Genomic DNA, 24,271 nt, shown 5'->3' on the forward strand with positions numbered 1-24,271 from the left:
CCTATTCGAAGATCGTCGACCCCGAAGATCGCAACACCACCATGCTGTTCGGCGACGCAGCGACCGCCACCTGGATGGGCGAGGATGCCTGCTGGCAGCTTGGCAAGTCGCTGTTCGGCAGCGATGGTGCCGGTGCCGAGCATCTGCGCACCACCGACGGTAAGTTCTTCATGAATGGCCGTCAGGTCTACAACTTCGCCTTGGTCAAGGTGCCGGCGCACTTGCAGCAGTTGCTCGAAGCCAGTGATTTGCAGGCTGACGACATCGACTTGTATTGCCTGCACCAGGGCAGTGCTGCAATCGTCGATGCCGTTTCGGCGCGATTTATCGAGGGCGCGCACAAGCAGAAATTCGTCAAGGACATGGTCGAGACCGGTAATACTGTGTCGTCGAGTATTCCGCTGCTGCTGGAAAAGTACGTACTCGGTTCGCAGCACCAGCGCGTTGCCCTGAGCGGTTTCGGGGTGGGCCTTTCCTGGGGGTCAGCGATCATCGAACGCCGCGATTGACCGTTCATCGCTGCCATAGACGCCGCTTCCAGGCGGCGTTTTCTTTTCTGATTTTGTACTCCGCAGGCGCCTGTTATCTGGCGTCAACCTCTTGATTTCATTCGGCTGGCAGGATGCTAGTATTTTTTTTTGAAAATCCCCTAAAGAAACCCGCTTTGACGAAGATAACTATTACGAAGGTTCTCTGTGCCACACCCGGCGAATTGCCAAGGCCGGAAGCCGTAGTACACAATCCAACGAGGAATTCGTCATGGCTTTGACCGTTAACACCAACACCACCTCTCTGGGCGTTCAGAAAAACCTGAACCGTGCTTCCGATGCACTGAGCACCTCGATGACCCGTCTGTCCTCCGGCCTGAAAATCAACAGCGCCAAAGACGATGCCGCCGGCCTGCAGATCGCTACCCGCATGACTTCGCAGATCCGTGGCCAGACTATGGCGATCAAAAACGCCAACGACGGTATCTCCATCGCCCAGACCGCCGAAGGCGCGATGCAAGAGCAGACCAACATCCTGCAGCGTATGCGTGAACTGGCTGTTCAGGCCAACAACTCCTCGAACAGCGATCAGGACCGTATCGCCCTGAACACCGAGTTCGCCTCGATGTCGGACGAGCTGACCCGTATCGCCAACAGCACCCAGCTGAACGGCAAGAACCTGCTGAACAGCAGCGTCACCATGAGCTTCCAGGTGGGTTCCAACACTGGTTCCGAGAACCAGATCACCATCACCCTGGCTGACCTGACTGCCACTACTCTGTCGGTTGACAAAGGCTCGATCGCTATTTCCGGTGCTGACAGCGACATCGCTGCCAACTTCAGCGCTGCTGTAAACGCCATTGACTCCGCTCTGCAGACCATCAACAGCACCCGTGCTGACCTGGGTGCCGCTCAGAACCGCCTGACCAGCACCATCAACAACCTGCAGAACATCAACGAAAACGCCGAGGCCGCTCGTGGCCGCGTTCAGGACACTGACTTCGCTGCTGAAACTGCTCAGATGACCAAGCAGCAAACTCTGCAGCAAGCTTCGACCGCTGTTCTGGCCCAGGCCAACCAGCTGCCATCCGCTGTGCTGAAGCTGCTTCAGTAATCGATGATGGTAATTGGCGGGGGAGTGCACATTGAGGCGCTTCCCCGCCTTTTCATTGCGAGGTGGTGGACATGGATATGAGCGCCAAGCTGAACCTGTCTTACCCGGCCGCACGTACGGCCGAGCAGGTTGCCGAAAAACCGGTTGCACGGTCGACGGAAGCGAGTAAAACCGATGAGGCGCATGAAGACCTGCAAGCGGTGCACGATGCCGTCAAGGTTAAAAGTGCCGTCTCGGAAATCGAAAAGTTCCTTAAGGCGTCTCAGCGCAATCTGGAATTTTCCACGGATGAGGAATCCGGCAAGATAGTTGTCAAAGTCATCGCCAGTGACAGCGGTGAGCTGATTCGCCAGTTGCCTTCGGAAGAGGCCTTGCGGATTGCTCACAGTCTGGGCGATGTCAACAGTGTTCTGTTCGACGCCAAGGTATGATTGGCTGCGAGCATCAATGAAGTGGTGTATGTCGCTCCGCAGGAGTGGGGCTGACACGCTGATGAGAGGGACAACAGCATGGCAAGCTCGATTATTCCCAGTACCGGTCTGGGTTCCGGTCTCAATATCACTGAGATCGTGACTGCTCTGGTCAATTCCGATACTGCAGCCAAACAGGCCCAGATCACTCGGCAGACCAGCAACAATACCGCGTACATTTCTGGGGTTGGCGCGCTGCGCAGTGCGCTCACGGCATTCACCACGGCCATGACCAAGCTGAATGACAAGACCGCGCCGTCATTCAATGCTTTTGCTGCCACTTCCGCGAGCGACTCCATTGTCAAAGCTTTTGCCAGCAACACGGCGGTGGCGGGTACTTACAATATTGAAGTGAAAAACCTCGCCACCGGTTCCAAGGTGGCGAGCCAGGCCTTTGCTGGCGGGGCAACGACTGCCATCCCTGAAGGTGATCTGGTTATCAGTCAGGGCGGCAAGGATTACATCGTCAAGGTGGGGGCAGATGCCACGCTGCAGAGCGTTCGTGACCAGATCAACAAGGAGCTGGGTGCAAACGGTATCTCCGCCAATATCATCGCGGGTGCCGACGGCGCGCGCCTGGTGCTGGGCTCCACGACTACCGGTGCTGGCACGGATATTTCGGTGAGTGGCATTGCCGGGCTGGAGATCGATGGTACCAAGTCCATGGCTGACAACGGTGCGGGTTACATCGCTGCTGCCGCCAAGGATGCGGTCGTCTTGATTGATGGGCTCGAGGTGAGGAGCGCCACGAATACCATCAGCGATGCTATCAGTGGTATCAAGCTCGATTTGACCGGGGCCAGTGCTGCTGGCGTAACGACTAAGGTGACGGTCGCTGCCAACAACGATGGGCTCAAGACTTCGATTCAAAGCTTTGTCGATGCGTACAACACGCTGCAGAAGGCCATTACTTCGCTGACCAGTACCAGTACCGATGATGATGGTAATACGGTGTTGGGTTCTCTGACCAACGATCCGACTACTCGCTCATTGTTGCGCGATGTTCGCAGTGTGTTGTCGGAGGTGGGCGCGGGCGACCAATTGACTACGCTGAGCCAGCTGGGTATCAATACCCAGAAAGATGGCACGCTCGAGTTCAATAGCACTAAGTTCACTGCTGCGATGAACGACAAGAAGCTGGGCGGCGAAGTGCAGAATCTCTTCACTGGGACCAATGGCCTGTTCGAGCGCATGAATAAGGCTATCGACCCGTATAACAGCGTTGATGGTAGTTTGGCAACGCGCAAGGCGAGCTTGGACAAAGTGGCCAAAAACCTCAGCGATCAGCAAGCTGCCCTTGATCGCCGTACCGATTCGCTGACCGAATCGCTGACCAAGAAGTACGTGGCCCTGGACACCGCCCTGGGCAAGATGAAAGCCCAGGCCGACCAGATCACCTCGATCTTCGAAGCGATCAACGCCCAGGCCAAGAAATCCTGATCGGCTGAGCATGCCAAAAGCCCGGCGGCGTCCGCGAGACGCCCCGGGCTTTTTGCTTTTCCCCTAAAGTTTTTTGACGTACAGGCGATACAGCAGGTACAAGCAACTTTTTACCGCAGCAACGAGGCAGATCCATGAACCCGATGTTGGCCCTTCGGCAGTACCAGAAAGTCAACGGCGCAGCGCAGACGTCCGAAGCCAGCCCGCACCGCCTGGTGCAGATGCTCATGCAGGGCGGCCTTGATCGCATGGCGCAGGCCAAGGGAGCAATTGCTCGCAACGACATCGCGCAAAGAGGCATCCTCATCGGCAAGGCCATCGACATCATCGGCGGCCTGCGTGAAGGCCTGGACCTGGAAAATCATGCCGATAGCCTGGCTGAGCTGGACAGCTTGTACATGTACATGAGCCGTCGCCTGATCGAGGCCAACGTCAAGGGTGACCCGGCCATCATCGACGAGGTCGCGCGCCTGCTGATCACTGTGAAGGAAGGTTGGGACGCAATCGGCGATCAGTCGTCGGCTTCCTGATAAAGGAGCATGACATGAGCGAAGTAATCGCCCGCATCGAACAAACCCGGGACATGCTGCTGGCGGCGCTGGCCGAACGCAACTGGGAAGCGGTGGGGGAGCTGGACCTGGAATGCCGCTTGCGCATTGGCGACATGGTGTCCGAAGCCAAAGGCAATGAGGCGGATGTCAGTGCCAGCCTCGAGCAATTGCTGGCCGTGTACCGCCAACTAATCGAGGTTGCAAGTGGTGAGCGTCAATCCTTGGTCGATGAAATGACGAAAATCCGTCAGGCGAAGAACGCGGCAAAGGTATACCATTTGTTCACCTGACCACCGATGTTGCAAAAAGCCGAGCGCCATTAATTTGACTGACCGGTGTTTTTTGACTTTACTAGTGGCTGTTTTCGAATTTCAGACGTCCGAACACTGACCATTCAGTCGGAATGATGTCGAGCACGCCCGCAGGGCGCCGATATGACTAGGGAAGTTGCTATTGCATGTGGCGTGAAACCAAGATTCTGCTGATCGACGACGACAGCGCACGCCGCCGCGACCTGGCGGTGGTGCTCAATTTTCTCGGCGAAGAAAACCTCGCTTGCTCAAGCCAAGACTGGCAGCAAGTCGTCGAGCCGTTGTCTTCAAGTCGCGAAGTGTTGTGTGTGCTTGTCGGCACCGTGAACGCCTCGGGCAATCTCCTTGGGCTACTTAAGACAGTGGCTGCCTGGGATGAGTTCCTTCCGGTTCTGCTTTTAGGTGAAATTTCTTCTGCCGAGTTGCCGGAAGACCTTCGCCGTCGCGTGCTTTCCAACCTGGAAATGCCGCCAAGCTACAGCCAGCTGCTGGATTCGCTGCACCGTGCCCAGGTCTACCGTGAAATGTACGACCAGGCGCGTGAGCGTGGTCGCCAGCGCGAGCCCAATCTGTTCCGCAGCCTGGTCGGCACCAGTCGTGCCATCCAGCATGTGCGGCAGATGATGCAGCAAGTGGCCGACACCGATGCCAGCGTGTTGATCCTGGGCGAGTCGGGCACGGGCAAGGAAGTGGTGGCGCGTAACCTGCACTATCACTCCAAGCGCCGCGAAGCGCCCTTCGTGCCAGTCAACTGTGGCGCGATCCCGGCCGAGTTGCTGGAAAGCGAGCTGTTCGGCCACGAGAAGGGGGCCTTTACCGGTGCGATCACCAGCCGTGCCGGGCGTTTCGAGCTGGCCAACGGCGGCACCTTGTTCCTTGATGAAATTGGCGACATGCCGTTGCCGATGCAGGTCAAGCTGCTGCGTGTGCTGCAGGAGCGTACGTTCGAGCGTGTAGGTAGCAACAAGACCCAGAGCATCGATGTGCGCATCATCGCCGCGACGCACAAGAACCTCGAGACCATGATCGAGGACGGCACCTTCCGTGAAGACCTGTATTACCGCCTGAACGTGTTCCCCATCGAGATGGCGCCGCTGCGTGAGCGGGTGGAAGATATCCCGCTGCTGATGAACGAGCTGATCTCGCGCATGGAGCATGAGAAGCGCGGCTCCATCCGCTTCAACTCTGCCTCGATCATGTCGCTGTGCCGTCACGGCTGGCCGGGTAACGTGCGTGAGCTGGCCAACCTGGTCGAGCGCATGGCGATCATGCACCCGTACGGGGTGATTGGCGTGTCCGAGTTGCCGAAGAAGTTCCGCTACGTCGACGATGAAGACGAGCAGATGGTCGACAGCCTGCGCAGCGACCTGGAAGAGCGCGTGGCGATCAATGGCCATACACCGAACTTCAGCAACCATGCCATGCTGCCGCCCGAAGGGCTCGACCTGAAAGACTACCTCGGCAGCCTGGAGCAGGGCCTGATCCAGCAGGCCCTGGACGATGCCAACGGTATCGTTGCGCGCGCGGCTGAGCGTTTGCGCATTCGCCGGACCACCCTGGTCGAGAAGATGCGCAAGTACGGCATGAGCCGCCAGGGTGGCGAGGACCAGGTGGAGGATTGAGGGCTGGGCGGGGGTGTTCGCCTTGGTCTTTTTGGCGCCTGTGAGATCGAGCGCCGCCCGCGCGGCGCTCGACTTGCGCCCCGCCACAAATCTCAAGCCATGCGTTAAATCCCCATCTCCGGCACGGCTATTGCTACACCGCTGGCACCATACCGTTTTTATGACGGTCAGCCACGCGAGAGAGCACGATGCCCCAGGCCGCCCACGTACCCCTAGCCCCCTACCAGCAGGGGCAAACCCCGGTGGAACAGGAAAGCCGCCAGGGTGTCGAGCAAGCCTTCGCCTTGTTCAATCAGGTATCCAGCCAGCTGAGCCAGTCCTACAGCCTGCTCGAAGCCCGGGTCAGTGAACTCAAGGGCGAGCTGGCGGTGGTCAGTGCCCAGCGCATCGCCGAACTCAGCGAGAAGGAGCGCTTGGCCAACCGCCTGCAAAACCTGCTGGACCTGCTGCCCGGCGGGGTGATCGTGATCGACGGCCAGGGCCTGGTGCGTGAAGCCAACCCGGCTGCCTGCGAGTTGCTTGGTGAGCCGTTGATCGGCCAGCTGTGGCGCCAGGTGATTGCCCGCAGCTTTGCACCGCGCAAGGACGATGGCCACGAAGTCTCGTTGCGCGACGGTCGTCGCCTGTCGATCGCGACCCGTTCGCTGGACGCCGAGCCCGGCCAACTGGTGCTGCTCAATGACCTGACTGAAACCCGTCGCCTGCAAGACCAGCTGGCGCGCCATGAGCGGTTGTCGTCGTTGGGGCGCATGGTTGCTTCGCTGGCGCATCAAATCCGTACGCCGCTGTCGGCAGCCATGCTGTACGCCAGTCATCTGGCCGATAGCGAGCAACAGCTGAGCGCAGAAACCCGCCAGCGCTTTGCCGGCACCCTGAAGGAGCGCTTGCACGAACTGGAGCACCAGGTGCGCGACATGCTGGTGTTCGCCCGTGGCGAGCTGCCGCTGGGTGATCGGGTAACCCCGAAAGCCTTGTTCCAGGCACTGCAGCAGGCGGCCCAGGTGCATGTGCAGGGGCATGCTGTGCGCTGGCAGTGTGACAGCCACCTGGGTGAGCTGCTGTGCAATCGCGACACCCTGGTGGGGGCCATGCTCAACCTGGTCGAGAATGCCCTGCAGGCCGGCGACGGGCAGGCACGGCTGAAGGTGCACCTGTACCGCCGTGAACGCACCTTGCACCTGTGCGTCAGCGATGCTGGCAGCGGTATCGATGCCGATTTGCTCGGCCGCCTGGGTGAGCCGTTCCTGACCACCAAGGCCACCGGTACCGGTTTGGGCCTGGCCGTGGTCAAGGCTGTGGTGCGCGCACACCAGGGCAGGATCAGCCTGCGCTCGAAAGTGGGCCGTGGTACTTGCGTGCGGGTAGAGCTGCCCTTGATCGACGGGCAATTGGCGGAGGGGGTGTGATGGCAATCAAGGTGCTGCTGGTCGAGGACGACCGCGTATTGCGCCAGGCGCTGGGCGATACCCTGGAAATCGGCGGTTTTGCTTACCAAGCGGTGGGCAGTGCCGAAGAAGCGCTGGAGGCTGTGCAGGAAGACGCTTTCAGCCTGGTGGTCAGTGACGTGAACATGCCCGGCATGGACGGGCACCAGTTGCTCAGCCAGCTGCGCCGCCAGCAACCGCAGTTGCCGGTGTTGCTGATGACTGCACACGCCGCCGTCGAGCGTGCGGTCGAGGCGATGCGCCAGGGCGCTGCCGACTACCTGGTCAAGCCCTTCGAGCCCAAGGCGTTGCTCAGCCTGGTCGAGCGGCATGCCGCCGGGCGCATGAGCGGCGAAGAAGGCCCGGTGGCCTGCGAGCCGGCCAGCCGCCAGTTGCTGGAGTTGGCCGCCCGTGTGGCGCGCAGTGACTCGACCGTGCTGATTTCCGGCGAGTCCGGTACTGGCAAGGAAGTGCTGGCGCGCTACATTCACCAGCAGTCGCCCCGTGCCGCGCAGCCCTTCGTCGCGATCAACTGCGCGGCGATTCCCGACAATATGCTCGAGGCTACTCTGTTCGGTCACGAGAAGGGCGCCTTCACCGGCGCTATCGCTGCCCAGGCAGGCAAGTTCGAACAGGCCGAAGGCGGCACCTTGTTGCTCGACGAAATCTCGGAAATGCCCATGGCCTTGCAGGCCAAGCTGCTGCGTGTACTGCAGGAGCGCGAGGTGGAGCGGGTAGGCGGGCGCAAGCCCATCAGTCTCGACATTCGTGTGCTGGCCACCACCAACCGTGACTTGGCAGGCGAGGTGGCGGCCGGGCGCTTCCGCGAAGACCTGTATTACCGCTTGTCGGTGTTCCCGCTGGCCTGGCGCCCGCTGCGTGAACGCCCGGGCGACATCCTGCAGCTGGCCGAGCGCCTGTTGGCGCGGCATGTGGCCAAGATGAGGCATGCTCCGGTGCGCCTCTCGGCCGCGGCCCGGGCCTGCCTGCAGGCGCACGCCTGGCCAGGTAACGTGCGCGAACTGGACAACGCCCTGCAGCGGGCGCTGATCCTGCAGCAGGGTGGGGTGATCGAGGCGGCGGATTTTTGTCTGGAAGGCGCCATTCCATTGTCGGCCGGCACCGTGCCCTCACCTGAAGGGGTTGTTGAGGCCGGCGGGCTGGGTGATGACATGCGCCGCCACGAGTACCAGATGATCATCGACACCTTGCGCGCCGAGCGCGGCCGGCGCAAAGAGGCGGCCGAACGCCTTGGGATCAGCCCGCGCACCCTGCGCTACAAGCTGGCACAGATGCGTGATGCCGGGTTCGATGTAGAGGCCAGCCTGTTCGGGTGACGGGCCGCCTCCACGGCGACCCTGTCAAAGACCAGAAGGGCTGGGTTGCCAAGGCTGGCACCTTTGTTGCTTTACGTAGGCTATTCGCCGCATGAGCGTCAAAAAAATGCGGCCGCAGGAGAGAGAAGGGTCATGAGCCAAGGTGTTGAATTCAATCGTCTGATGCTGGACATGCGGGCCATGCAGGCCGATGCCATGTCGTTGCCGAAGGTCACTGCTGCCCCGGAGCTGGCGCCGGGGCAAAGTACCTTTGCCGACATGCTCGGCCAGGCCATCGGCAAGGTGCATGAGACGCAGCAGGCCTCGACCCAGCTGGCCAATGCCTTCGAAATCGGCAAGAGCGGCGTCGACCTGACGGACGTGATGATCGCTTCGCAAAAGGCCAGCGTGTCGATGCAGGCCCTGACCCAGGTGCGCAACAAGGTAGTCCAGGCGTACCAGGACATCATGCAGATGCCGGTTTGAGGACGGAAGTAAACCATGGCTGAAGCAGTCGTCGACAACCCCCCTGCCAAGACTGGCGCACCAGCGGCCAAGCGGCCGCTGCTCGGTATGTCGTTCCTGGAAAATATCGCACAGATGCCCATGCTGCGGCAGATCGGCCTCATGGTCGGCCTGGCGGCCAGCGTGGCGATCGGCTTTGCCGTGGTGCTGTGGTCGCAACAACCCGATTATCGTCCGTTGTACGGCAGCCTGTCGGGCATGGACACCAAGCAGGTCATGGACACCCTGGCCGCTGCTGACATCCCTTACAACGTGGAGCCCAACTCGGGTGCTCTGCTGGTCAAAGCCGACGATCTCTCCCGTGCGCGCCTGAAGCTGGCCGCCGCCGGGGTGGCGCCGAGCGACGGCAACGTGGGTTTCGAGCTGCTCGACAAGGAGCAGGGCTTGGGCACAAGCCAGTTCATGGAGGCCATCCGCTATCGCCGCAGCCTGGAAGGTGAGCTGGCGCGTACCGTTTCCAGCCTGAATAATGTCAAGGGCGCACGCGTGCACCTGGCCATCCCGAAAAGCTCGGTGTTCGTGCGTGACGAACGAAAGCCCAGCGCCTCGGTACTGGTCGAGCTGTACCCGGGCCGTGCCCTGGAAGCCGGGCAGGTGATGGCCATCGTCAACCTGGTCGCCACCAGCGTGCCAGAGCTGGACAAATCGCAGGTCACCGTGGTCGACCAGAAGGGCAACCTGCTGTCCGAACAGATCCAGGACTCCGCGCTCACCCAGGCCGGCAAGCAGTTCGACTACAGCCGCCGGGTGGAAAGCCTGCTCACCCAGCGTGTGCACAACATCCTGCAGCCAGTGCTGGGCAACGACCGCTACAAGGCCGAAGTGTCGGCGGACCTGGACTTCAGTGCGGTGGAGTCCACCTCCGAGCAGTTCAACCCAGACCAGCCAGCGCTGCGCAGCGAGCAATCCGTCGATGAGCAACGCGCCAGCAGCCAAGGCCCGCAAGGTGTGCCCGGTGCACTGAGCAACCAGCCACCTGGCGCAGCCTCGGCGCCGCAAACCACCGGTGGCGCTGCTACCCCGGCCGCGGCCATCCAGCCTGGCCAGCCGCTGGTGGATGCCAACGGCCAGCAGATCATGGACCCGGCCACCGGTCAGCCAATGCTCGCGCCGTACCCGTCGGACAAGCGCCAGCAAAGCACCAAGAACTTCGAGCTGGACCGTTCCATCAGCCACACCCGCCAGCAGCAGGGGCGCATGACCCGCCTGTCGGTGGCGGTGGTGGTGGACGACCAGGTCAAGATCGACCCGGCCACCGGCGACACCACCCGTGCGCCGTGGGGTGCCGAGGACCTGGCGCGCTTTACCCGCCTGGTGCAGGATGCGGTCGGCTTCGATGCCAGCCGTGGCGACAGCGTGACGGTGATCAACGTACCGTTCGCCGCCGACCGTGGCGAAGAAATTGCCGATATCGCCTTCTATCAGCAGCCGTGGTTCTGGGACATCGTCAAGCAGGTGCTGGGCGTTGTGTTCATCCTGGTGCTGGTGTTCGGTGTGCTGCGGCCAGTGCTGAACAACATCACAGGGGGCGGCAAGCAGGCTGCCTCGGATAGCGACATGGAGCTGGGCGGCATGGTGGGGTTGGATGGCGAACTGGCCAACGACCGCGTCAGCCTGGGTGGCCCGACAAGCATTCTGCTGCCTAGCCCGAGCGAGGGTTACGAGGCACAGCTCAACGCAATCAAAGGCCTGGTGGCCGAAGACCCGGGCCGCGTTGCCCAGGTCGTGAAAGAGTGGATCAACGCCGATGAGTGATAACCGAGCCGTTACCGCCAAGCTGAGCCGCGTCGACAAGGCGGCGATCCTTCTGCTTTCGCTGGGCGAGACCGATGCGGCCCAGGTGCTGCGGCACATGGGGCCCAAGGAGGTGCAGCGGGTGGGTGTGGCCATGGCGCAGATGGGCAATGTGCACCGTGACCAGGTGGAACAGGTGATGAGCGAGTTCGTCGATATCGTCGGCGATCAGACCAGTCTGGGCGTGGGTTCCGATGCCTACATCCGCAAGATGCTCAACCAGGCATTGGGCGAGGACAAGGCCAATGGCCTGGTCGACCGCATTCTGCTCGGTGGCAACACCAGCGGCCTGGACAGCCTGAAGTGGATGGAGCCGCGTGCTGTCGCCGACGTGATCCGCTACGAGCACCCGCAGATCCAGGCCATCGTGGTGGCCTACCTCGATCCGGACCAGGCCGGTGAAGTGCTGAGCAACTTCGACCACAAGGTGCGCCTGGACATCGTCCTGCGCGTGTCGTCGCTGAACACCGTGCAGCCTGCGGCGTTGAAGGAGCTGAACCAGATCCTCGAGAAGCAGTTCTCGGGCAACTCCAACGCAGCACGCACCACCCTGGGCGGCATCAAGCGTGCTGCCGACATCATGAACTTCCTCGATAGCTCCGTGGAAGGTGCACTGATGGACGCGATCCGCGAAATCGACAGCGACCTGTCGGAGCAGATCGAGGACTTGATGTTCGTCTTCAACAACCTGGCCGACGTCGACGATCGCGGTATTCAGGCGCTGTTGCGTGAAGTGTCGTCCGACGTGCTGGTAGTGTCGCTCAAGGGCGCCGACGAGCGGGTCAAGGACAAGATCTTCAAGAACATGTCCAAGCGTGCTTCGGAGCTGCTGCGCGACGACCTGGAGGCCAAGGGGCCGGTACGGGTCAGCGACGTGGAAACGGCACAGAAGGAAATCCTTACCATTGCCCGGCGTATGGCCGAGGCTGGCGAGATCGTGCTCGGCGGCAAAGGCGCCGAGGAAATGATCTAAGTCGCTTGCGGGCCTTGAGGGGCCCTGTGGGAGCGGGCTTGCCCCGCGAACACCGGCAACGCCGGTGCCATACACCGCGTCGCCTGCTTCGCGGGACAAGCCCGCTCCCACAGGGGTCAAACCCGTCTCCCTATTGAATAGGGTTTTGAGTACCTGAAAACATGTCCACCAAAGAACATCACCCCAGCGACCTGATCCGCGCCCGCGACCTTGAGGGCGTGGACGTGTGGGCGCTGCCCAGCTTCGACCCGGAACCGGAGCCCGAACCGGAGCCTGAGCCTGAACCCGAGGTCATCGAGGAAGTCGAGGAAGTGCCGCTGGAAGAAGTCCAGCCGCTGACCCTGGAAGAACTCGAAGCGATCCGGCAAGAGGCCTACAACGAGGGTTTTGCCACCGGTGAGCGTGAAGGTTTTCACAGCACCCAGCTCAAGGTCCGCCAGGAGGCCGAAGAGGCCTTGAAGACCAAGCTGGACAGCCTTGAGCGGCTGATGGCCAACCTGATGGAGCCGATCGCCGAGCAGGACACGCAAATCGAGAAAACACTGGTGCATCTGGTGGCCCACATGACTCGCCAGGTGATCGGCCGCGAGCTGCGCAGCGATTCCAGTCAGATCACCCAAGTGCTGCGCGAAGCGCTCAAGCTGCTGCCCATGGGGGCGGACAATATCCGTATCCACCTCAACCCGCAGGATTTCGAGCTGGCCAAGGCCCTGCGCGAACGCCATGAGGAAAGCTGGCGGCTGCTGGAAGACAGTGCACTGCTGCCAGGTGGTTGCCGTATCGAGACGCTTCACAGCCGTATCGATGCAACCATGGAAACACGCATCGAAAAAGCCGTGGCACAACTGTTCGACCAGTTGCACGACCATGCACTGCACCCGGCAGCGCCGGATATCGCGGTAGATCTGGCCGGCCCGGTGGATACCCCTGATGCGCCTTGAACGCACCAGCTTCGGCAAGCGCCTGGGCAGTTATGCCGAGGCCATCGCGCTGCCGGCCCAGCCCGTCGTCGAAGGCCGCCTGCTGCGCATGGTCGGGCTCACCCTGGAGGCTGAAGGCCTGCGTGCTGCGGTGGGCAGCCGCTGCCTGGTGATCAACGACGACAGTTACCACCCGGTGCAGGTCGAGGCCGAAGTCATGGGCTTTGCCGGGCCTAAGGTGTTCCTTATGCCGGTGGGCAGCATCGTCGGTATTGCACCGGGGGCGCGGGTGGTGCCGCTGGACGACGGCGGACGTCTGCCCATGGGCATGAGCATGCTCGGCCGCGTGCTCGACGGTGCCGGTCGCGCGCTGGATGGCAAGGGCGGGATGAAGGCCGAGGATTGGGTGCCGATGGACGGCCCGGTGATCAACCCGCTCAACCGCGACCCCATCAGCAAGCCGCTGGACGTGGGTATTCGCAGCATCAATGGTCTGCTTACCGTTGGCCGTGGCCAGCGGCTGGGCCTGTTTGCCGGTACCGGCGTGGGTAAATCTGTGCTGCTGGGCATGATGACCCGCTTCACCGAAGCCGAAATCATCGTGGTTGGGCTGATCGGTGAGCGGGGCCGCGAAGTGAAGGAGTTCATCGAGCATATCCTCGGTGAAGAGGGCCTCAAGCGCTCGGTGGTGGTGGCGTCGCCGGCAGACGATGCGCCGCTGATGCGTCTGCGCGCGGCCATGTACTGCACGCGCATCGCCGAGTACTTCCGCGACAAGGGCAAGAATGTGCTGTTGTTGATGGACTCCTTGACCCGTTTTGCCCAGGCCCAGCGGGAAATCGCCCTGGCCATCGGCGAACCGCCGGCCACTCGCGGTTATCCGCCATCGGTGTTCGCCAAGCTGCCCAAACTGGTGGAGCGGGCGGGCAATGGCGAGCCGGGCGGTGGATCGATCACGGCGTTCTATACCGTGCTGTCAGAGGGCGACGACCAGCAGGACCCGATCGCCGACTCGGCCCGGGGCGTGCTCGACGGTCACTTTGTGCTGTCGCGCCGGTTGGCCGAGGAAGGCCATTACCCAGCCATCGACATCGAAGCGTCCATCAGCCGGGTGATGCCCCAGGTTGTCGATGCCGACCACTTGCGCCAGGCGCAGAAGTTCAAGCAGCTGTGGTCGCGCCTGTCGCAAAGCCGCGACCTGATCAGCGTAGGAGCCTATGTGGCCGGCGGCGATCCGGAAACCGACCTGGCCATTGCCTTGCAATCAAAGCTGGTGGAATTCTTGCGCCAAGGGCTGAGTGAAAACGTGGGCATGGCACAGAGCCGCGAACAGCTGGGGGCGATTTTCACGCCCCCGGCAGGCTGATAGGCCATGGCGCTGCCCGGACGCGCCGCGCGCTTGGCGCCGGTGGTGGACATGGCCGAAGAGGCCGAGCGCAAGGCCGCTCAGCGCCTTGGGCACTTCCAGCAGCAGGTGGCCACGGCCCAGGCCAAGTTGGCCGAGCTGGAGCGTTTTCGCGAGGACTACCAGCTGCAGTGGATCAACCGTGGCGGGCAAGGCGTGAATGGCAGCTGGCTGGTGAACTACCAGCGTTTTCTGGGGCAGCTGGAAACGGCCATGACCCAGCAGCGCCAGAGCCTGGTGTGGCACCAGAACAACCTCAACAACGCCCGTGGTACCTGGCAGCAGGCCTATGCGCGGGTGGAGGGATTGCGCAAGCTGGTGCAGCGTTACATGGATGAAGCCCGCCGGGCGGAAGACAAGCGCGAGCAGCGCTTGCTGGATGAGCTGTCCCAGCGACTGCCGCGTCAGCACCACATTTGAATTCGTATTGGCTCCCACAGCTCGGTGTGCGCCGCCTGTAGGCTTGCGAGCCCGACCATCGCCTGCTAAACCTTAATGGAGTTGCATCCGCCATCATCGAAGGAATCGCTAGCATGGCAGTCGAGACTGACTTTTCGCAGGACGGGAAAAAGCTGACGATCAAGATCAAGGGGCGCTTCGATTTCGGCAAACATCAGGAATTTCGAGACGCCTACGAACGCCAGCCCGATCGCCCCGATTCGGTGATCGTCGACCTGAAAGACACCACCTACCTCGACAGTTCCGCGCTCGGCATGCTGCTGTTGCTGCGCGACCACGCGGGTGGCGATGAGTCGGATGTGCGGGTGGTGCATGCCAGCTCCGACGTGCGCAAGATACTCGCCATCTCCAATTTCGAAAAACTCTTCGATATCAGTTGAGCGCCGACATGCCGGCCGAACAGCCGTTGACCGTGCTGGTCGCCGAGGACGGTGCCGCCGACCGCTTGCTGCTGGCGCAGATTGTCCGTCGCCAGGGCCACCAGGTATTCACCGCAGAAAACGGCGAGCAGGCAGTGGCGCTGTTTCAGGAGCGCAGCCCACAGCTGGTGTTGCTGGACGCGCTGATGCCGGTAATGGACGGCTTCGAGGCGGCGCGGCAGATCAAGGCCCTGGCCGGCGAGGCACTGGTGCCGATCATTTTCCTGACGTCGCTGAACGAAGAGGAAGGCTTGGTGCGCTGCCTTGAGGCGGGTGGCGATGACTTCATGGCCAAGCCCTACAGCGCGGTGATCCTCGCTGCCAAGATCCGCGCCATGGACCGGTTGCGCCGGTTGCAAGCCACTGTGCTTGAGCAGCGTGACCAGATCACCCGGCACCATCATCACCTGCTCAACGAGCAGCGGGTGGCCAAGGCTGTTTTCGACAAGGTGGCCCACTCCGGTTGCCTTTCTGCGCCCAACATCCGCTACCTGCAGTCGCCGTATGCGCTGTTCAACGGTGACCTGATGCTGGCTGCGTTCACCCCGGGCGGTGACATGCGCGTGCTGCTGGGCGACTTTACCGGCCATGGCCTGCCAGCGGCGGTTGGCGCCATGCCGCTGGCCGAGGTGTTCTACGGCATGACCGCCAAGGGTTACGGCATGGCGCCGATCCTGCGCGAGATGAACGCCAAGCTCAAACGCATCCTGCCGGTGGACATGTTCTGTTGCGCGATGCTGCTCAACCTCAGTGTGCAGCGCGGCTCGGTGGAAGTGTGGAATGGCGGTATGCCCGATGGCTATCGGCTGTCGGTGGATGGCCAGGTGCTGTCAGCGCTGAGCTCGCGGCATCTGCCGCTGGGTATTCTGGCTGCCGAGCGTTTTGATGACAGCACCGAGGTGCTTCCCTTGGCGCCGAGTGAGCGCCTGTTGCTGCTGTCGGACGGCGTGCTCGACACGGCGGACGATCAGGAGCGCCTGTTCGGTGTGCAGCGCCTGCTGGCGGTGCTGGCCGACAACCGCGACCCGGTGCGGTTGTTCGACGAAGTGATGCAGGCCCTGGCGCGCTTTGGCGGGCACCCGCGCGACGACATCAGTTTGTGTGACATCCGCATGTTCGGCGCCGAAGAGCGGGTGCCGGCACCGATGATCCACGCTGATAGCGGTCGCTTCAGCCCGCAGGACTGGTCGCTGGGCTTCGAAGTGCGCGGCGAGAGCCTGAAGTGCTTTAACCCGATTCCTTACCTGGTGCAGTTGTTGCAGGAGATTCATGGGCTTCGTGCGCGTACCGGCAGCTTGCACAGCGTCCTCAGCGAGCTGTATTCCAATGCTCTGGAGCATGGTGTGCTAGGGCTGGACTCGCAGCTCAAGCGCGATGTGCAGGGTTTTGCCGACTATTATCAGGAGCGCGCCCGGCGCCTGGGCGTGCTGACAGACGGCTTTGTGCGTATCGATTTCAAGGTTGAACCGCTTGCCGATGGCGGGCGTCTGAGTATCGAGGTCCGCGACAGCGGTGCGGGTTTCGATGTGCAGCGGGTACTGTCGCGGCCTTCGTTGGACCAGGGGCTGAGCGGGCGTGGCCTGAACCTGGTGCGGCGGTTGGCCAGCGATGCGCGCTGGAGTGAAGGCGGGCGTTGCGCGCATGTGGCGTTCGTATGGTGAGCCACTGGCTGGCTCGGGCATAATCTGGCTTGATCAAGGAGTGAGCAAGTGACTGACATGCATATTGACCACAAGGTACTCAGTGACCTACGTGAGGTCATGGAGGATGGCTACCTGCAGTTGGTGCAGACGTTTCTCGACGATTCCGAGCGGCGGCTGGGCCAGTTGCACGCGGCCAAAAGCGCCGAAGAGCTGGGTGCGGCCGCCCACAGCTTCAAGGGTAGCAGCAGCAACATGGGGGCTGTTGCCCTGGCCGGCCTGTGTCAGCAGCTGGAAGAGCGCGCACGGCGCCCCCCGCTGTACGGTATCGAAGACTTGATCAGCCGTATCGACCAGGAGTTCGTCGAGGTGCAGCGCTTCTACCGTGGTGAGCAGCAACGTATTTCATCAGGCTGATACACAACTTGGCGCGAGTCTTGCGTGTCTCTGAGCGGATTATTCTTTTGTTTCTGGCGCGGAGACCGCTCGATGCCTGTCACACCCAACCCTTTGTTGCAAGCCAACGCCATTGCCAGTGCCTCGCGCTCTGCCACCGCACAGGCGGACAAACCGCTGCAGGCGCTGGGCGACAAGGGCGACGGCTTTGGCCAGGTGATGGCACGGCAGGGGCGTGACAAGGCAGCCTCGCAGGACGACAAAGTCGCTCAGGCCAAGCCCAAGGACAAACCTGAGGCGCCAGCGCACGGCAAGAAAGACCCGGCTGATAAAACGGCTGTTGCCGATGACGGCAACAAATTGCCAGCAGACGATGCGTCCCAGGCCGATACCGGGGTGCGTGATGCCAACCTGGTGGCCGGCCAGGTCACCGACGCCCAGCCCGGTGCGCAACTGATCCAGGCCCAGGCCGAGGCGGTAGCGCCGGTGCTGCAGGCCGCCACGGCGCAGGTTGGCGCGCTGCCCGAGGAGCCTTCCGCCGAAGAGGCTTTCGACCCGGATGCAGACCCTCTGGCCAACCTGCCGACCTTGCGCCTGGCGCTGGAGCAGAGTGCTCAAGCCAAGGGGGCTACGTCGGCGCATGCCCTTGACCCTTCCCAGGCGCAGGGGGAGGAGGGCCAGGTAGCCGTCAATACCTTGGCGAATCTGATCGAGAGTGCCGAGGGTGAGGCGGGAGAGTCTGGCGACAAGGCCTTTGGTGCCTTGCTTGAGGATGGCCTGAAGGACACCAAGAGCGCCAGCAGCGACACCCGTGTCGATGATTTCGCCAACCGCCTGGCCAGCCTGACCCAGGCTGCCACGGCCAAGACCGCCAGCGCCGTTCCGGCCAGCGCCAGCCCGTTGCACCAGCCGTTGCCGATGAACCAGGGTGCGTGGGCGGAAGGTTTGGTCAACCGGGTCATGTACCTGTCCAGCCAGAACCTGAAATCTGCAGACATCCAGCTGGAGCCCGCAGAGCTGGGCCGCTTGGACATTCGCGTCAATGTTGCGGCGGACCAGTCGACCCAGGTCACCTTCATCAGTGGCCACGCCGGTGTGCGTGACGCCCTCGACAGCCAGGTACACCGCCTGCGCGAGCTGTTTGCCCAGCAGGGGCTGGCCCAACCGGATGTCAACGTCGCCGACCAGTCGCGCGGGCAGCAACAGCAGCAGGGGCAGGCGCAGGGCAGTAACCTGTCCGGCGTGGCCGCGCGGCGGGGGGAGCAGGGTGGGGGTGAGGTTGCAGACAGCGCCCGGCCTGTGGAGCAACAGGTCGTTATTGGTGACAGTGCGGTCGATTACTACGCCTGATGCAGGGGCACGCCTTGGTTCTTCGGGTGCCTGTGAGATCGAGCGCCGCGTGGGCGGCGCTCGATCTCGCAGGCGACACACCTCCCAAGACGAACCCATGCCTGCCCCACTCTTTCTCAAGCCAAAACTGGCATAACACTTGCTCAAGCCAAGCCATCCTCCCTTGAACCCCCGATGGACGACGGATTATTGGCATGGCGAAGAGCGAAGCAGTCAAAGACCCCGCCACTAAAGGCAAACTCAAGCTGATCCTGCTGGCTGTCGTCGGCCTGTTGCTGGCGATCGGCCTTTCGGTGGGCGCTACCTGGTTCATCATGCACAAGAGCGAGTCGGCCCCGGCCGCCGAGCCTGCGGCCAGCAACGTCAAGCCTGCGGCCATCTACGAGGCGCTGACCCCGGCCTTCGTGGTCAATTTCAACCAGAACGGCCGCCAGCGCTACATGCAGTTGAGCATCACCCTGCAGGCGCGCAACCAGGCCGACCTGGATGCGCTGAAGGTGCACATGCCGGTGATTCGCAACAACCTGGTGATGATGTTCTCCGGACAAGGCTTCGACACCCTGGCCAGCAGCCCGGTCGGGCAGGAGATGCTGCGTCAGAAGGCCACTGCGGTGGTGCAGGAAGTGGCCCAGAAGGAAGTCGGCAAGCCGGTCATTGACCAGTTGCTGTTCACCAATTTCGTATTGCAGTAGGAGTCCGCAATGGCCGTACAGGACCTGCTGTCCCAGGATGAAATCGATGCCCTGTTGCACGGCGTCGACGACGGGCTGGTGCAGACCGAGAGTGCATCCGAGCCTGGCAGTATCAAAAGCTACGACCTGACCAGTCAGGACCGTATCGTACGGGGTCGCATGCCGACCCTTGAAATGATCAACGAGCGCTTCGCCCGTTACACCCGTATCAGCATGTTCAACCTGCTGCGCCGTTCTGCCGACGTGGCCGTGGGCGGTGTGCAGGTGATGAAGTTCGGCGAATACGTGCACTCGCTGTACGTGCCCACCAGCCTCAACCTGGTCAAGATCAAGCCGCTGCGTGGCACCTCGCTGTTCATCCTCGACGCCAAGCTGGTGTTCAAGCTGGTGGACAACTTCTTCGGCGGCGATGGCCGCCACGCCAAGATCGAAGGCCGTGAGTTCACGCCGACCGAGCTGCGCGTGGTGCGCATGGTGCTGGACCAGTGCTTCGTCGACCTCAAGGAAGCCTGGCAGGCCATCATGCCGGTCACCTTCGAGTACATGAACTCCGAGGTCAACCCGGCCATGGCCAACATTGTCGGCCCCAGCGAGGCGGTGGTGGTGTCCACTTTCCACATCGAGCTGGACGGCGGCGGCGGCGACCTGCACGTAACCATGCCGTACTCGATGATCGAGCCGGTGCGCGAAATGCTCGACGCCGGTTTCCAGTCCGACCTGGACGACCAGGACGAGCGCTGGGTCAAGGCCCTGCGCGAAGACGTGCTGGACGTGGCGGTGCCCATGACCGCCACGGTCGCCCGGCGCCAGTTGAAGCTGCGCGACATCCTGCACATGCAGCCTGGCGACGTGATCCCGGTGGAGCTGCCCGAGCACCTGGTGTTGCGCGCCAATGGCGTGCCGGCGTTCAAGGCGCGGCTGGGTTCGCACAAGGGCAACCTGGCCCTGCAGATCATCGACCCGATCGAGCGCCGCTGACGGCGTGCCGGTCGCTCATAACGAATTGAATGCCTGTCGAGGAAACCATGGCTAACGAAAACGAGATCACCTCCCCAGAGGACCAGGCGCTGGCCGACGAGTGGGCTGCGGCCCTGGAAGAAACCGGCGCGGCCGGCCAGGCCGATATCGATGCACTGCTGGGCGGTGACACTGGCAGCACCAGCGGCCCGGGCCGCCTGCCGATGGAAGAGTTCGCCAGCTCGCCGAAGCCGAACGAAAACGTCAGCCTCGAAGGCCCGAACCTGGACGTGATCCTGGACATCCCGGTGAACATTTCCATGGAAGTGGGCAGCACCGAGATCAATATCCGTAACCTGTTGCAGTTGAACCAGGGTTCGGTGATCGAACTCGATCGCCTGGCCGGCGAGCCGCTCGACGTGCTGGTGAACGGTACGCTGATCGCCCATGGCGAAGTGGTGGTGGTCAACGAGAAGTTCGGCATCCGCCTGACCGACGTGATCAGCCCCAGCGAACGTATCAAGAAGCTGCGCTGAGTGAAGGGCACAATGCGCGCCCTTGCGGCGTTGGCGGTGCTGCTGGCCAGTAGCGCGTGCCTGGCCGCGGCCACGCCGGCAGCTACCCCGGCGACACCGCCTGGCAGCCTCGGCGGGCAGCTGGCGCAGATGGTTTTCGGCCTGTTGCTGGTGGTGGGCCTGATCTTCTTCCTGGCCTGGATGCTGCGGCGCCTGCAGAGCACGGCAGTGAAGGGCGGGCAGGTGATCGAGATTGTCGGCAGCCGGGCCATTGGCCCGCGTGACCGCCTGCTGCTGGTGCAGGTGGGGAAGGAGCAGATCCTGATCGGCCATACCCCGGGCAGCATCGAGGCCCTGCATGTTATGGCCGAACCCGTGGATGTGCCGGATGGCGCTCGTCAGGCAACGCCGGAGTTTGCTCAGCGGCTGATGGAGTTGATGGGCAAAAACCCTAAGGACAACAAGTGATGAGCGGCGCGCTGCGTACGTTGTTGACTCTGGCGCTGCTGCTGGCTGCGCCGCTGGCCCTGGCTGCCGACCCGCTGTCGATCCCGGCCATTACCCTGTCCAATACCCCGGACGGGCAGCAGGAGTATTCGGTCAGCCTGCAAATCCTGCTGATCATGACTGCGCTGAGCTTCATCCCGGCGTTCGTCATCCTGATGACCAGCTTCACCCGCATCATCATCGTGTTCTCGATCCTGCGCCAGGCCCTGGGCCTGCAGCAGACGCCCTCGAACCAGTTGCTCAACGGCATGGCGCTGTTCCTGACCCTGTTCATCATGGCCCCGGTGTTCGAACGCGTGAACCAGGACGCGCTGCAGCCGTACCTGAAGGAGCAGATGACCGCCCAGCAGGCCATCGAAAAAGCCCAGGGGCCGCTCAAGGACTTCATGTTGGCGCAAACCCGGCAAAGCGACCTCGACCTGTTCATGCGCCTGTCCAAGCGCACCGACATCGCCGGCCCCGATCAGGTGCCACTGACCATTCTGGTGCCGGCGTTCGTCACCTCCGAGTTGAAGACCGCGTTTCAGATCGGCTTCATGATCTTCATCCCGTTCCTGATCATCGACATGGTGGTGGCCAGTGTGCTGATGGCCATGGGTATGATGATGCTGTCGCCGCTGATCATCTCGCTGCCGTTTAAGATCATGCTGTTCGTGCTGGTGGATGGCTGGGCGCTGATCATGGGCACTTTGGCCAGCAGTTTCGGCGGCGTCTGACGCCGTCAAGGAGAGCCGCCGATGACACCTGAAGTTGCTGTCGACCTGTTCCGTGATGCCCTGTGGCTGACCACTTTACTGGTCGCGGTGCTGGTTGTGCCGAGCCTGTTGGTGGGCCTGATGGTGGCGATGTTCCAGGCCGCCACGCAGATCAACGAGCAGACCCTGAGCTTTCTGCCACGCCTGCTGGTAATGCTGATCACGCTGATCATTGCCGGGCCGTGGCTGGTGCAGAAGTTCATGGAGTACATCACCAGTCTCTACACCAGCATCCCGCAGCTGATTGGTTGACGCAGCGATGCTGGAACTGACCGATACGCAGATCGGCACCTGGGTCGCCACCTTCATCCTGCCGTTGTTCAGAGTAACTGCGGTGCTGATGACCATGCCGATTTTCGGCACCCGCATGTTGCCGGCGCGGGTGCGCCTGTACGTGGCGGTGGCGATTACCGTGGTGATCGTGCCGGCATTGCCGCCGCTGCCCGAATTCGACCCGCTGAGCCTGCGTGGTTTGCTGCTGTGCGTCGAGCAGATCATCGTTGGTGCTCTGTTTGGCATGGCCTTGCAACTGCTGTTCCAGGCCTTCGTGATTGCCGGGCAAATTGTTGCGGTGCAGATGGGTATGGCCTTTGCCTCGATGGTCGACCCTGCCAACGGCGTCAACGTCGCGGTAATCAGCCAGTTCATGACCATGTTGGTGAGCGTGCTGTTCCTGTTGATGAACGGGCACCTGGTGGTGTTCGAGGTGCTGACCGAGAGCTTTACCACCTTGCCGGTGGGGAGTGCGCTGGTGGTCAACCACTTCTGGGAGTTGGCCGGGCGCATGGGCTGGGTGTTCGGTGTCGGTCTGTTGTTGATCCTGCCGGTGATCGCTGCGCTGCTGGTGGTGAACATCGCCTTTGGCGTGATGACCCGCGCGGCGCCGCAGTTGAATATCTTCTCGATCGGCTTTCCGTTGACCTTGGTCATGGGCATGGCCATTTTCTGGGTCGGCCTGGCCGATATCCTCTCCCACTACCAGGCATTGGCCAGCGAAGCGCTGCAATGGCTGCGTGAATTGGCGAGGGCGCGCTGAGCATGGCGGAAAGCGAGAGCGGTCAGGACAAGACAGAAGAACCCACTGAAAAGCGCAAGCGCACAGCCCGCGAGAAGGGCGAGATCGCGCGCTCCAAAGAGTTGAACACCGTGGCGGTGACCTTGGCTGGCGCAGGTGGCTTGCTGGCGTTTGGTGGGCATCTGGCTGAGACCTTGCTGGCCATGATGCACATGAACTTCAGCCTGACCCGCGACATCATCGTCGACGAGCGCGCCATGGGCGCCTTTCTTCTGGCCTCGGGCAAGATGGCCATCTGGGCGGTACAGCCGATACTGATCCTGTTGTTCGTGATCGCCTTTGTCGCACCCATCGCCTTGGGTGGTTTTCTGTTTTCCGGCAGCCTGTTGCAACCGAAGTTCAGCCGCATGAACCCGTTGTCGGGGATCAAGCGCATGTTCTCGGTGAATGCCCTGACCGAACTGTTGAAGGCGCTTGCAAAGTTTTTCGTGATTCTGGTGGTGGCGATAGTGGTGTTGGTCAACGACCGCCAGGCGTTGCTCTCCATTGCCAACGAGCCTTTGGAGCAAGCGATCATTCACAGTGTTCAGGTGGTCGGCTGGAGCGCGCTGTGGATGGCGGCCGGGTTGTTGCTGATTGCGGCGGCGGATGTGCCGTTCCAGTTGTGGCAGGCGCACAACAAGCTGAAGATGACCAAGCAGGAGGTGCGCGACGAGTACAAGGACACCGAAGGCAAGCCCGAGGTCAAACAGCGTATTCGCCAGTTGCAGCGCGAGGCTTCGCAACGGCGCATGATGGCGGCGGTGCCGGATGCGGACGTGATCATCACCAACCCGACGCACTACGCGGTGGCCCTGCAATACGACCCGGAGAAGGGCGCAGTGGCGCCCCTGTTGCTGGCCAAGGGTACCGATTTCATTGCCTTGAAAATCCGCGAGATCGGCGTGGAGCACAAGGTACAGATCCTCGAATCGCCAGCACTGGCGCGGGCGATCTATTACTCGACCGAAATTGAGCAGGAAATCCCCGCAGGCCTTTACCTGGCGGTAGCGCAGGTGCTGGCCTATGTGTTCCAGATCCGCCAGTACCGTGCGGGCAAGGGCAAACGGCCAGAGCCGCTGAAAGACGACCTGCCGATCCCGCCAGACCTGCGGCGCGACAGTTGAAGCGTTTGGTGATGTTTGTGTGGTGTTAGATCGAGCGCCGCCCGCGC

27 protein-coding genes are annotated in these 24,271 nt (G+C 62.1%); all 27 read left to right on the top strand.

All coding sequences use genetic code 11. The features are described 5' to 3' along the window. On the top strand, positions 1–509 hold a 509-nt coding region (locus PM2_RS17305), incomplete at its 5' end, for a 3-oxoacyl-[acyl-carrier-protein] synthase III C-terminal domain-containing protein (RefSeq protein WP_042132198.1). Between the two features lie 250 nt (positions 510–759). Beyond that, the gene (locus tag PM2_RS17310; RefSeq protein ID WP_028699344.1) at positions 760–1,602 is read left to right on the top strand and encodes a flagellin domain-containing protein; all 843 of its coding nucleotides are present in this window, start codon (positions 760–762) and stop codon (positions 1,600–1,602) included. A 71-nt stretch (positions 1,603–1,673) separates the two neighbouring features. Further along, positions 1,674–2,033, top strand: a complete 360-nt coding sequence (locus tag PM2_RS17315) for a flagellar protein FlaG (RefSeq protein ID WP_028699345.1) — start codon at positions 1,674–1,676, stop codon at positions 2,031–2,033. A gap of 78 nt (positions 2,034–2,111) precedes the next feature. After that, complete coding sequence (gene fliD, locus PM2_RS17320) at positions 2,112–3,512, top strand: flagellar filament capping protein FliD (RefSeq protein WP_028699346.1); 1,401 nt, start codon at positions 2,112–2,114, stop codon at positions 3,510–3,512. Positions 3,513–3,646: 134 nt separating this feature from the next. After that, a complete protein-coding gene (fliS, locus tag PM2_RS17325) occupies positions 3,647–4,042 on the top strand; it encodes a flagellar export chaperone FliS (RefSeq protein WP_003257284.1) in 396 nt (131 codons plus the stop codon). Between the two features lie 14 nt (positions 4,043–4,056). Continuing rightward, positions 4,057–4,353: a flagellar protein FliT gene (gene fliT, locus PM2_RS17330; protein ID WP_016711796.1), complete on the top strand. Its 297-nt coding sequence runs from the start codon at positions 4,057–4,059 to the stop codon at positions 4,351–4,353. Between the two features lie 167 nt (positions 4,354–4,520). Beyond that, positions 4,521–5,996 carry a transcriptional regulator FleQ gene (gene fleQ, locus PM2_RS17335; RefSeq protein WP_028699347.1) on the top strand — a complete coding sequence of 492 codons (1,476 nt, stop codon included), beginning with the start codon at positions 4,521–4,523 and terminating at the stop codon, positions 5,994–5,996. A 188-nt stretch (positions 5,997–6,184) separates the two neighbouring features. Then, on the top strand, positions 6,185–7,402 hold the full coding sequence (locus tag PM2_RS17340; RefSeq protein ID WP_016711794.1) for a sensor histidine kinase: 1,218 nt from the start codon (positions 6,185–6,187) through the stop codon (positions 7,400–7,402). Next, on the top strand, positions 7,402–8,757 hold the full coding sequence (locus tag PM2_RS17345) for a sigma-54-dependent transcriptional regulator (RefSeq protein ID WP_028699348.1): 1,356 nt from the start codon (positions 7,402–7,404) through the stop codon (positions 8,755–8,757). The genes PM2_RS17340 and PM2_RS17345 overlap by 1 nt, the downstream gene beginning before the upstream one ends. Positions 8,758–8,889: 132 nt before the next feature. Further along, the gene (fliE, locus tag PM2_RS17350) at positions 8,890–9,222 is read left to right on the top strand and encodes a flagellar hook-basal body complex protein FliE (RefSeq protein WP_016711792.1); all 333 of its coding nucleotides are present in this window, start codon (positions 8,890–8,892) and stop codon (positions 9,220–9,222) included. A 15-nt stretch (positions 9,223–9,237) separates the two neighbouring features. Beyond that, entirely contained in the window at positions 9,238–11,016 is a 1,779-nt protein-coding gene (fliF, locus tag PM2_RS17355; protein WP_028699349.1) for a flagellar basal-body MS-ring/collar protein FliF, read from the top strand. Then, positions 11,009–12,028, top strand: coding sequence for a flagellar motor switch protein FliG (gene fliG, locus PM2_RS17360; RefSeq protein ID WP_003254434.1), 1,020 nt, complete (start codon positions 11,009–11,011; stop codon positions 12,026–12,028). Before fliF ends, fliG begins: the two co-directional genes overlap by 8 nt. A 161-nt stretch (positions 12,029–12,189) precedes the next feature. Then, positions 12,190–12,969, top strand: coding sequence for a flagellar assembly protein FliH (fliH, locus tag PM2_RS17365; RefSeq protein ID WP_016711790.1), 780 nt, complete (start codon positions 12,190–12,192; stop codon positions 12,967–12,969). Continuing rightward, positions 12,959–14,314 (top strand): flagellar protein export ATPase FliI, encoded by a 1,356-nt coding sequence (gene fliI, locus PM2_RS17370; protein ID WP_016711789.1) that lies wholly within the window; start codon positions 12,959–12,961, stop codon positions 14,312–14,314. Before fliH ends, fliI begins: the two co-directional genes overlap by 11 nt. 6 nt (positions 14,315–14,320) lie before the next feature. Continuing rightward, a complete protein-coding gene (fliJ, locus tag PM2_RS17375) occupies positions 14,321–14,773 on the top strand; it encodes a flagellar export protein FliJ (protein ID WP_016711788.1) in 453 nt (150 codons plus the stop codon). A gap of 113 nt (positions 14,774–14,886) precedes the next feature. After that, positions 14,887–15,192, top strand: a complete 306-nt coding sequence (locus PM2_RS17380; RefSeq protein WP_016711787.1) for an STAS domain-containing protein — start codon at positions 14,887–14,889, stop codon at positions 15,190–15,192. Positions 15,193–15,200: 8 nt separating this feature from the next. After that, positions 15,201–16,892 (top strand): fused response regulator/phosphatase, encoded by a 1,692-nt coding sequence (locus PM2_RS17385; RefSeq protein ID WP_028699350.1) that lies wholly within the window; start codon positions 15,201–15,203, stop codon positions 16,890–16,892. A gap of 48 nt (positions 16,893–16,940) precedes the next feature. After that, positions 16,941–17,288: an Hpt domain-containing protein gene (locus tag PM2_RS17390; RefSeq protein WP_028699351.1), complete on the top strand. Its 348-nt coding sequence runs from the start codon at positions 16,941–16,943 to the stop codon at positions 17,286–17,288. A 72-nt stretch (positions 17,289–17,360) separates the two neighbouring features. Then, positions 17,361–18,617, top strand: coding sequence for a flagellar hook-length control protein FliK (locus PM2_RS17395; protein WP_028699352.1), 1,257 nt, complete (start codon positions 17,361–17,363; stop codon positions 18,615–18,617). A 194-nt stretch (positions 18,618–18,811) separates the two neighbouring features. Then, complete coding sequence (gene fliL, locus PM2_RS17400) at positions 18,812–19,309, top strand: flagellar basal body-associated protein FliL (protein ID WP_025753836.1); 498 nt, start codon at positions 18,812–18,814, stop codon at positions 19,307–19,309. A gap of 9 nt (positions 19,310–19,318) precedes the next feature. Beyond that, entirely contained in the window at positions 19,319–20,287 is a 969-nt protein-coding gene (gene fliM / locus PM2_RS17405) for a flagellar motor switch protein FliM (RefSeq protein ID WP_012273501.1), read from the top strand. Positions 20,288–20,334: 47 nt separating this feature from the next. Beyond that, the gene (gene fliN / locus PM2_RS17410; RefSeq protein WP_025753835.1) at positions 20,335–20,802 is read left to right on the top strand and encodes a flagellar motor switch protein FliN; all 468 of its coding nucleotides are present in this window, start codon (positions 20,335–20,337) and stop codon (positions 20,800–20,802) included. A gap of 12 nt (positions 20,803–20,814) precedes the next feature. Beyond that, on the top strand, positions 20,815–21,249 hold the full coding sequence (gene fliO, locus PM2_RS17415) for a flagellar biosynthetic protein FliO (protein WP_016711781.1): 435 nt from the start codon (positions 20,815–20,817) through the stop codon (positions 21,247–21,249). After that, complete coding sequence (fliP, locus tag PM2_RS17420; protein WP_016711780.1) at positions 21,249–22,004, top strand: flagellar type III secretion system pore protein FliP; 756 nt, start codon at positions 21,249–21,251, stop codon at positions 22,002–22,004. Before fliO ends, fliP begins: the two co-directional genes overlap by 1 nt. 21 nt (positions 22,005–22,025) lie before the next feature. Further along, the gene (gene fliQ, locus PM2_RS17425) at positions 22,026–22,295 is read left to right on the top strand and encodes a flagellar biosynthesis protein FliQ (RefSeq protein ID WP_016711779.1); all 270 of its coding nucleotides are present in this window, start codon (positions 22,026–22,028) and stop codon (positions 22,293–22,295) included. Between the two features lie 7 nt (positions 22,296–22,302). Continuing rightward, on the top strand, positions 22,303–23,079 hold the full coding sequence (gene fliR / locus PM2_RS17430) for a flagellar biosynthetic protein FliR (protein WP_028699353.1): 777 nt from the start codon (positions 22,303–22,305) through the stop codon (positions 23,077–23,079). A gap of 2 nt (positions 23,080–23,081) precedes the next feature. Then, on the top strand, positions 23,082–24,224 hold the full coding sequence (flhB, locus tag PM2_RS17435; protein WP_028699354.1) for a flagellar biosynthesis protein FlhB: 1,143 nt from the start codon (positions 23,082–23,084) through the stop codon (positions 24,222–24,224). Positions 24,225–24,271 lie beyond the last annotated feature (47 nt).

Origin of the sequence: Pseudomonas monteilii NBRC 103158 = DSM 14164 (assembly GCF_000730605.1) — a bacterium.
In the GTDB taxonomy this organism is placed as follows: domain Bacteria; phylum Pseudomonadota; class Gammaproteobacteria; order Pseudomonadales; family Pseudomonadaceae; genus Aquipseudomonas; species Aquipseudomonas monteilii.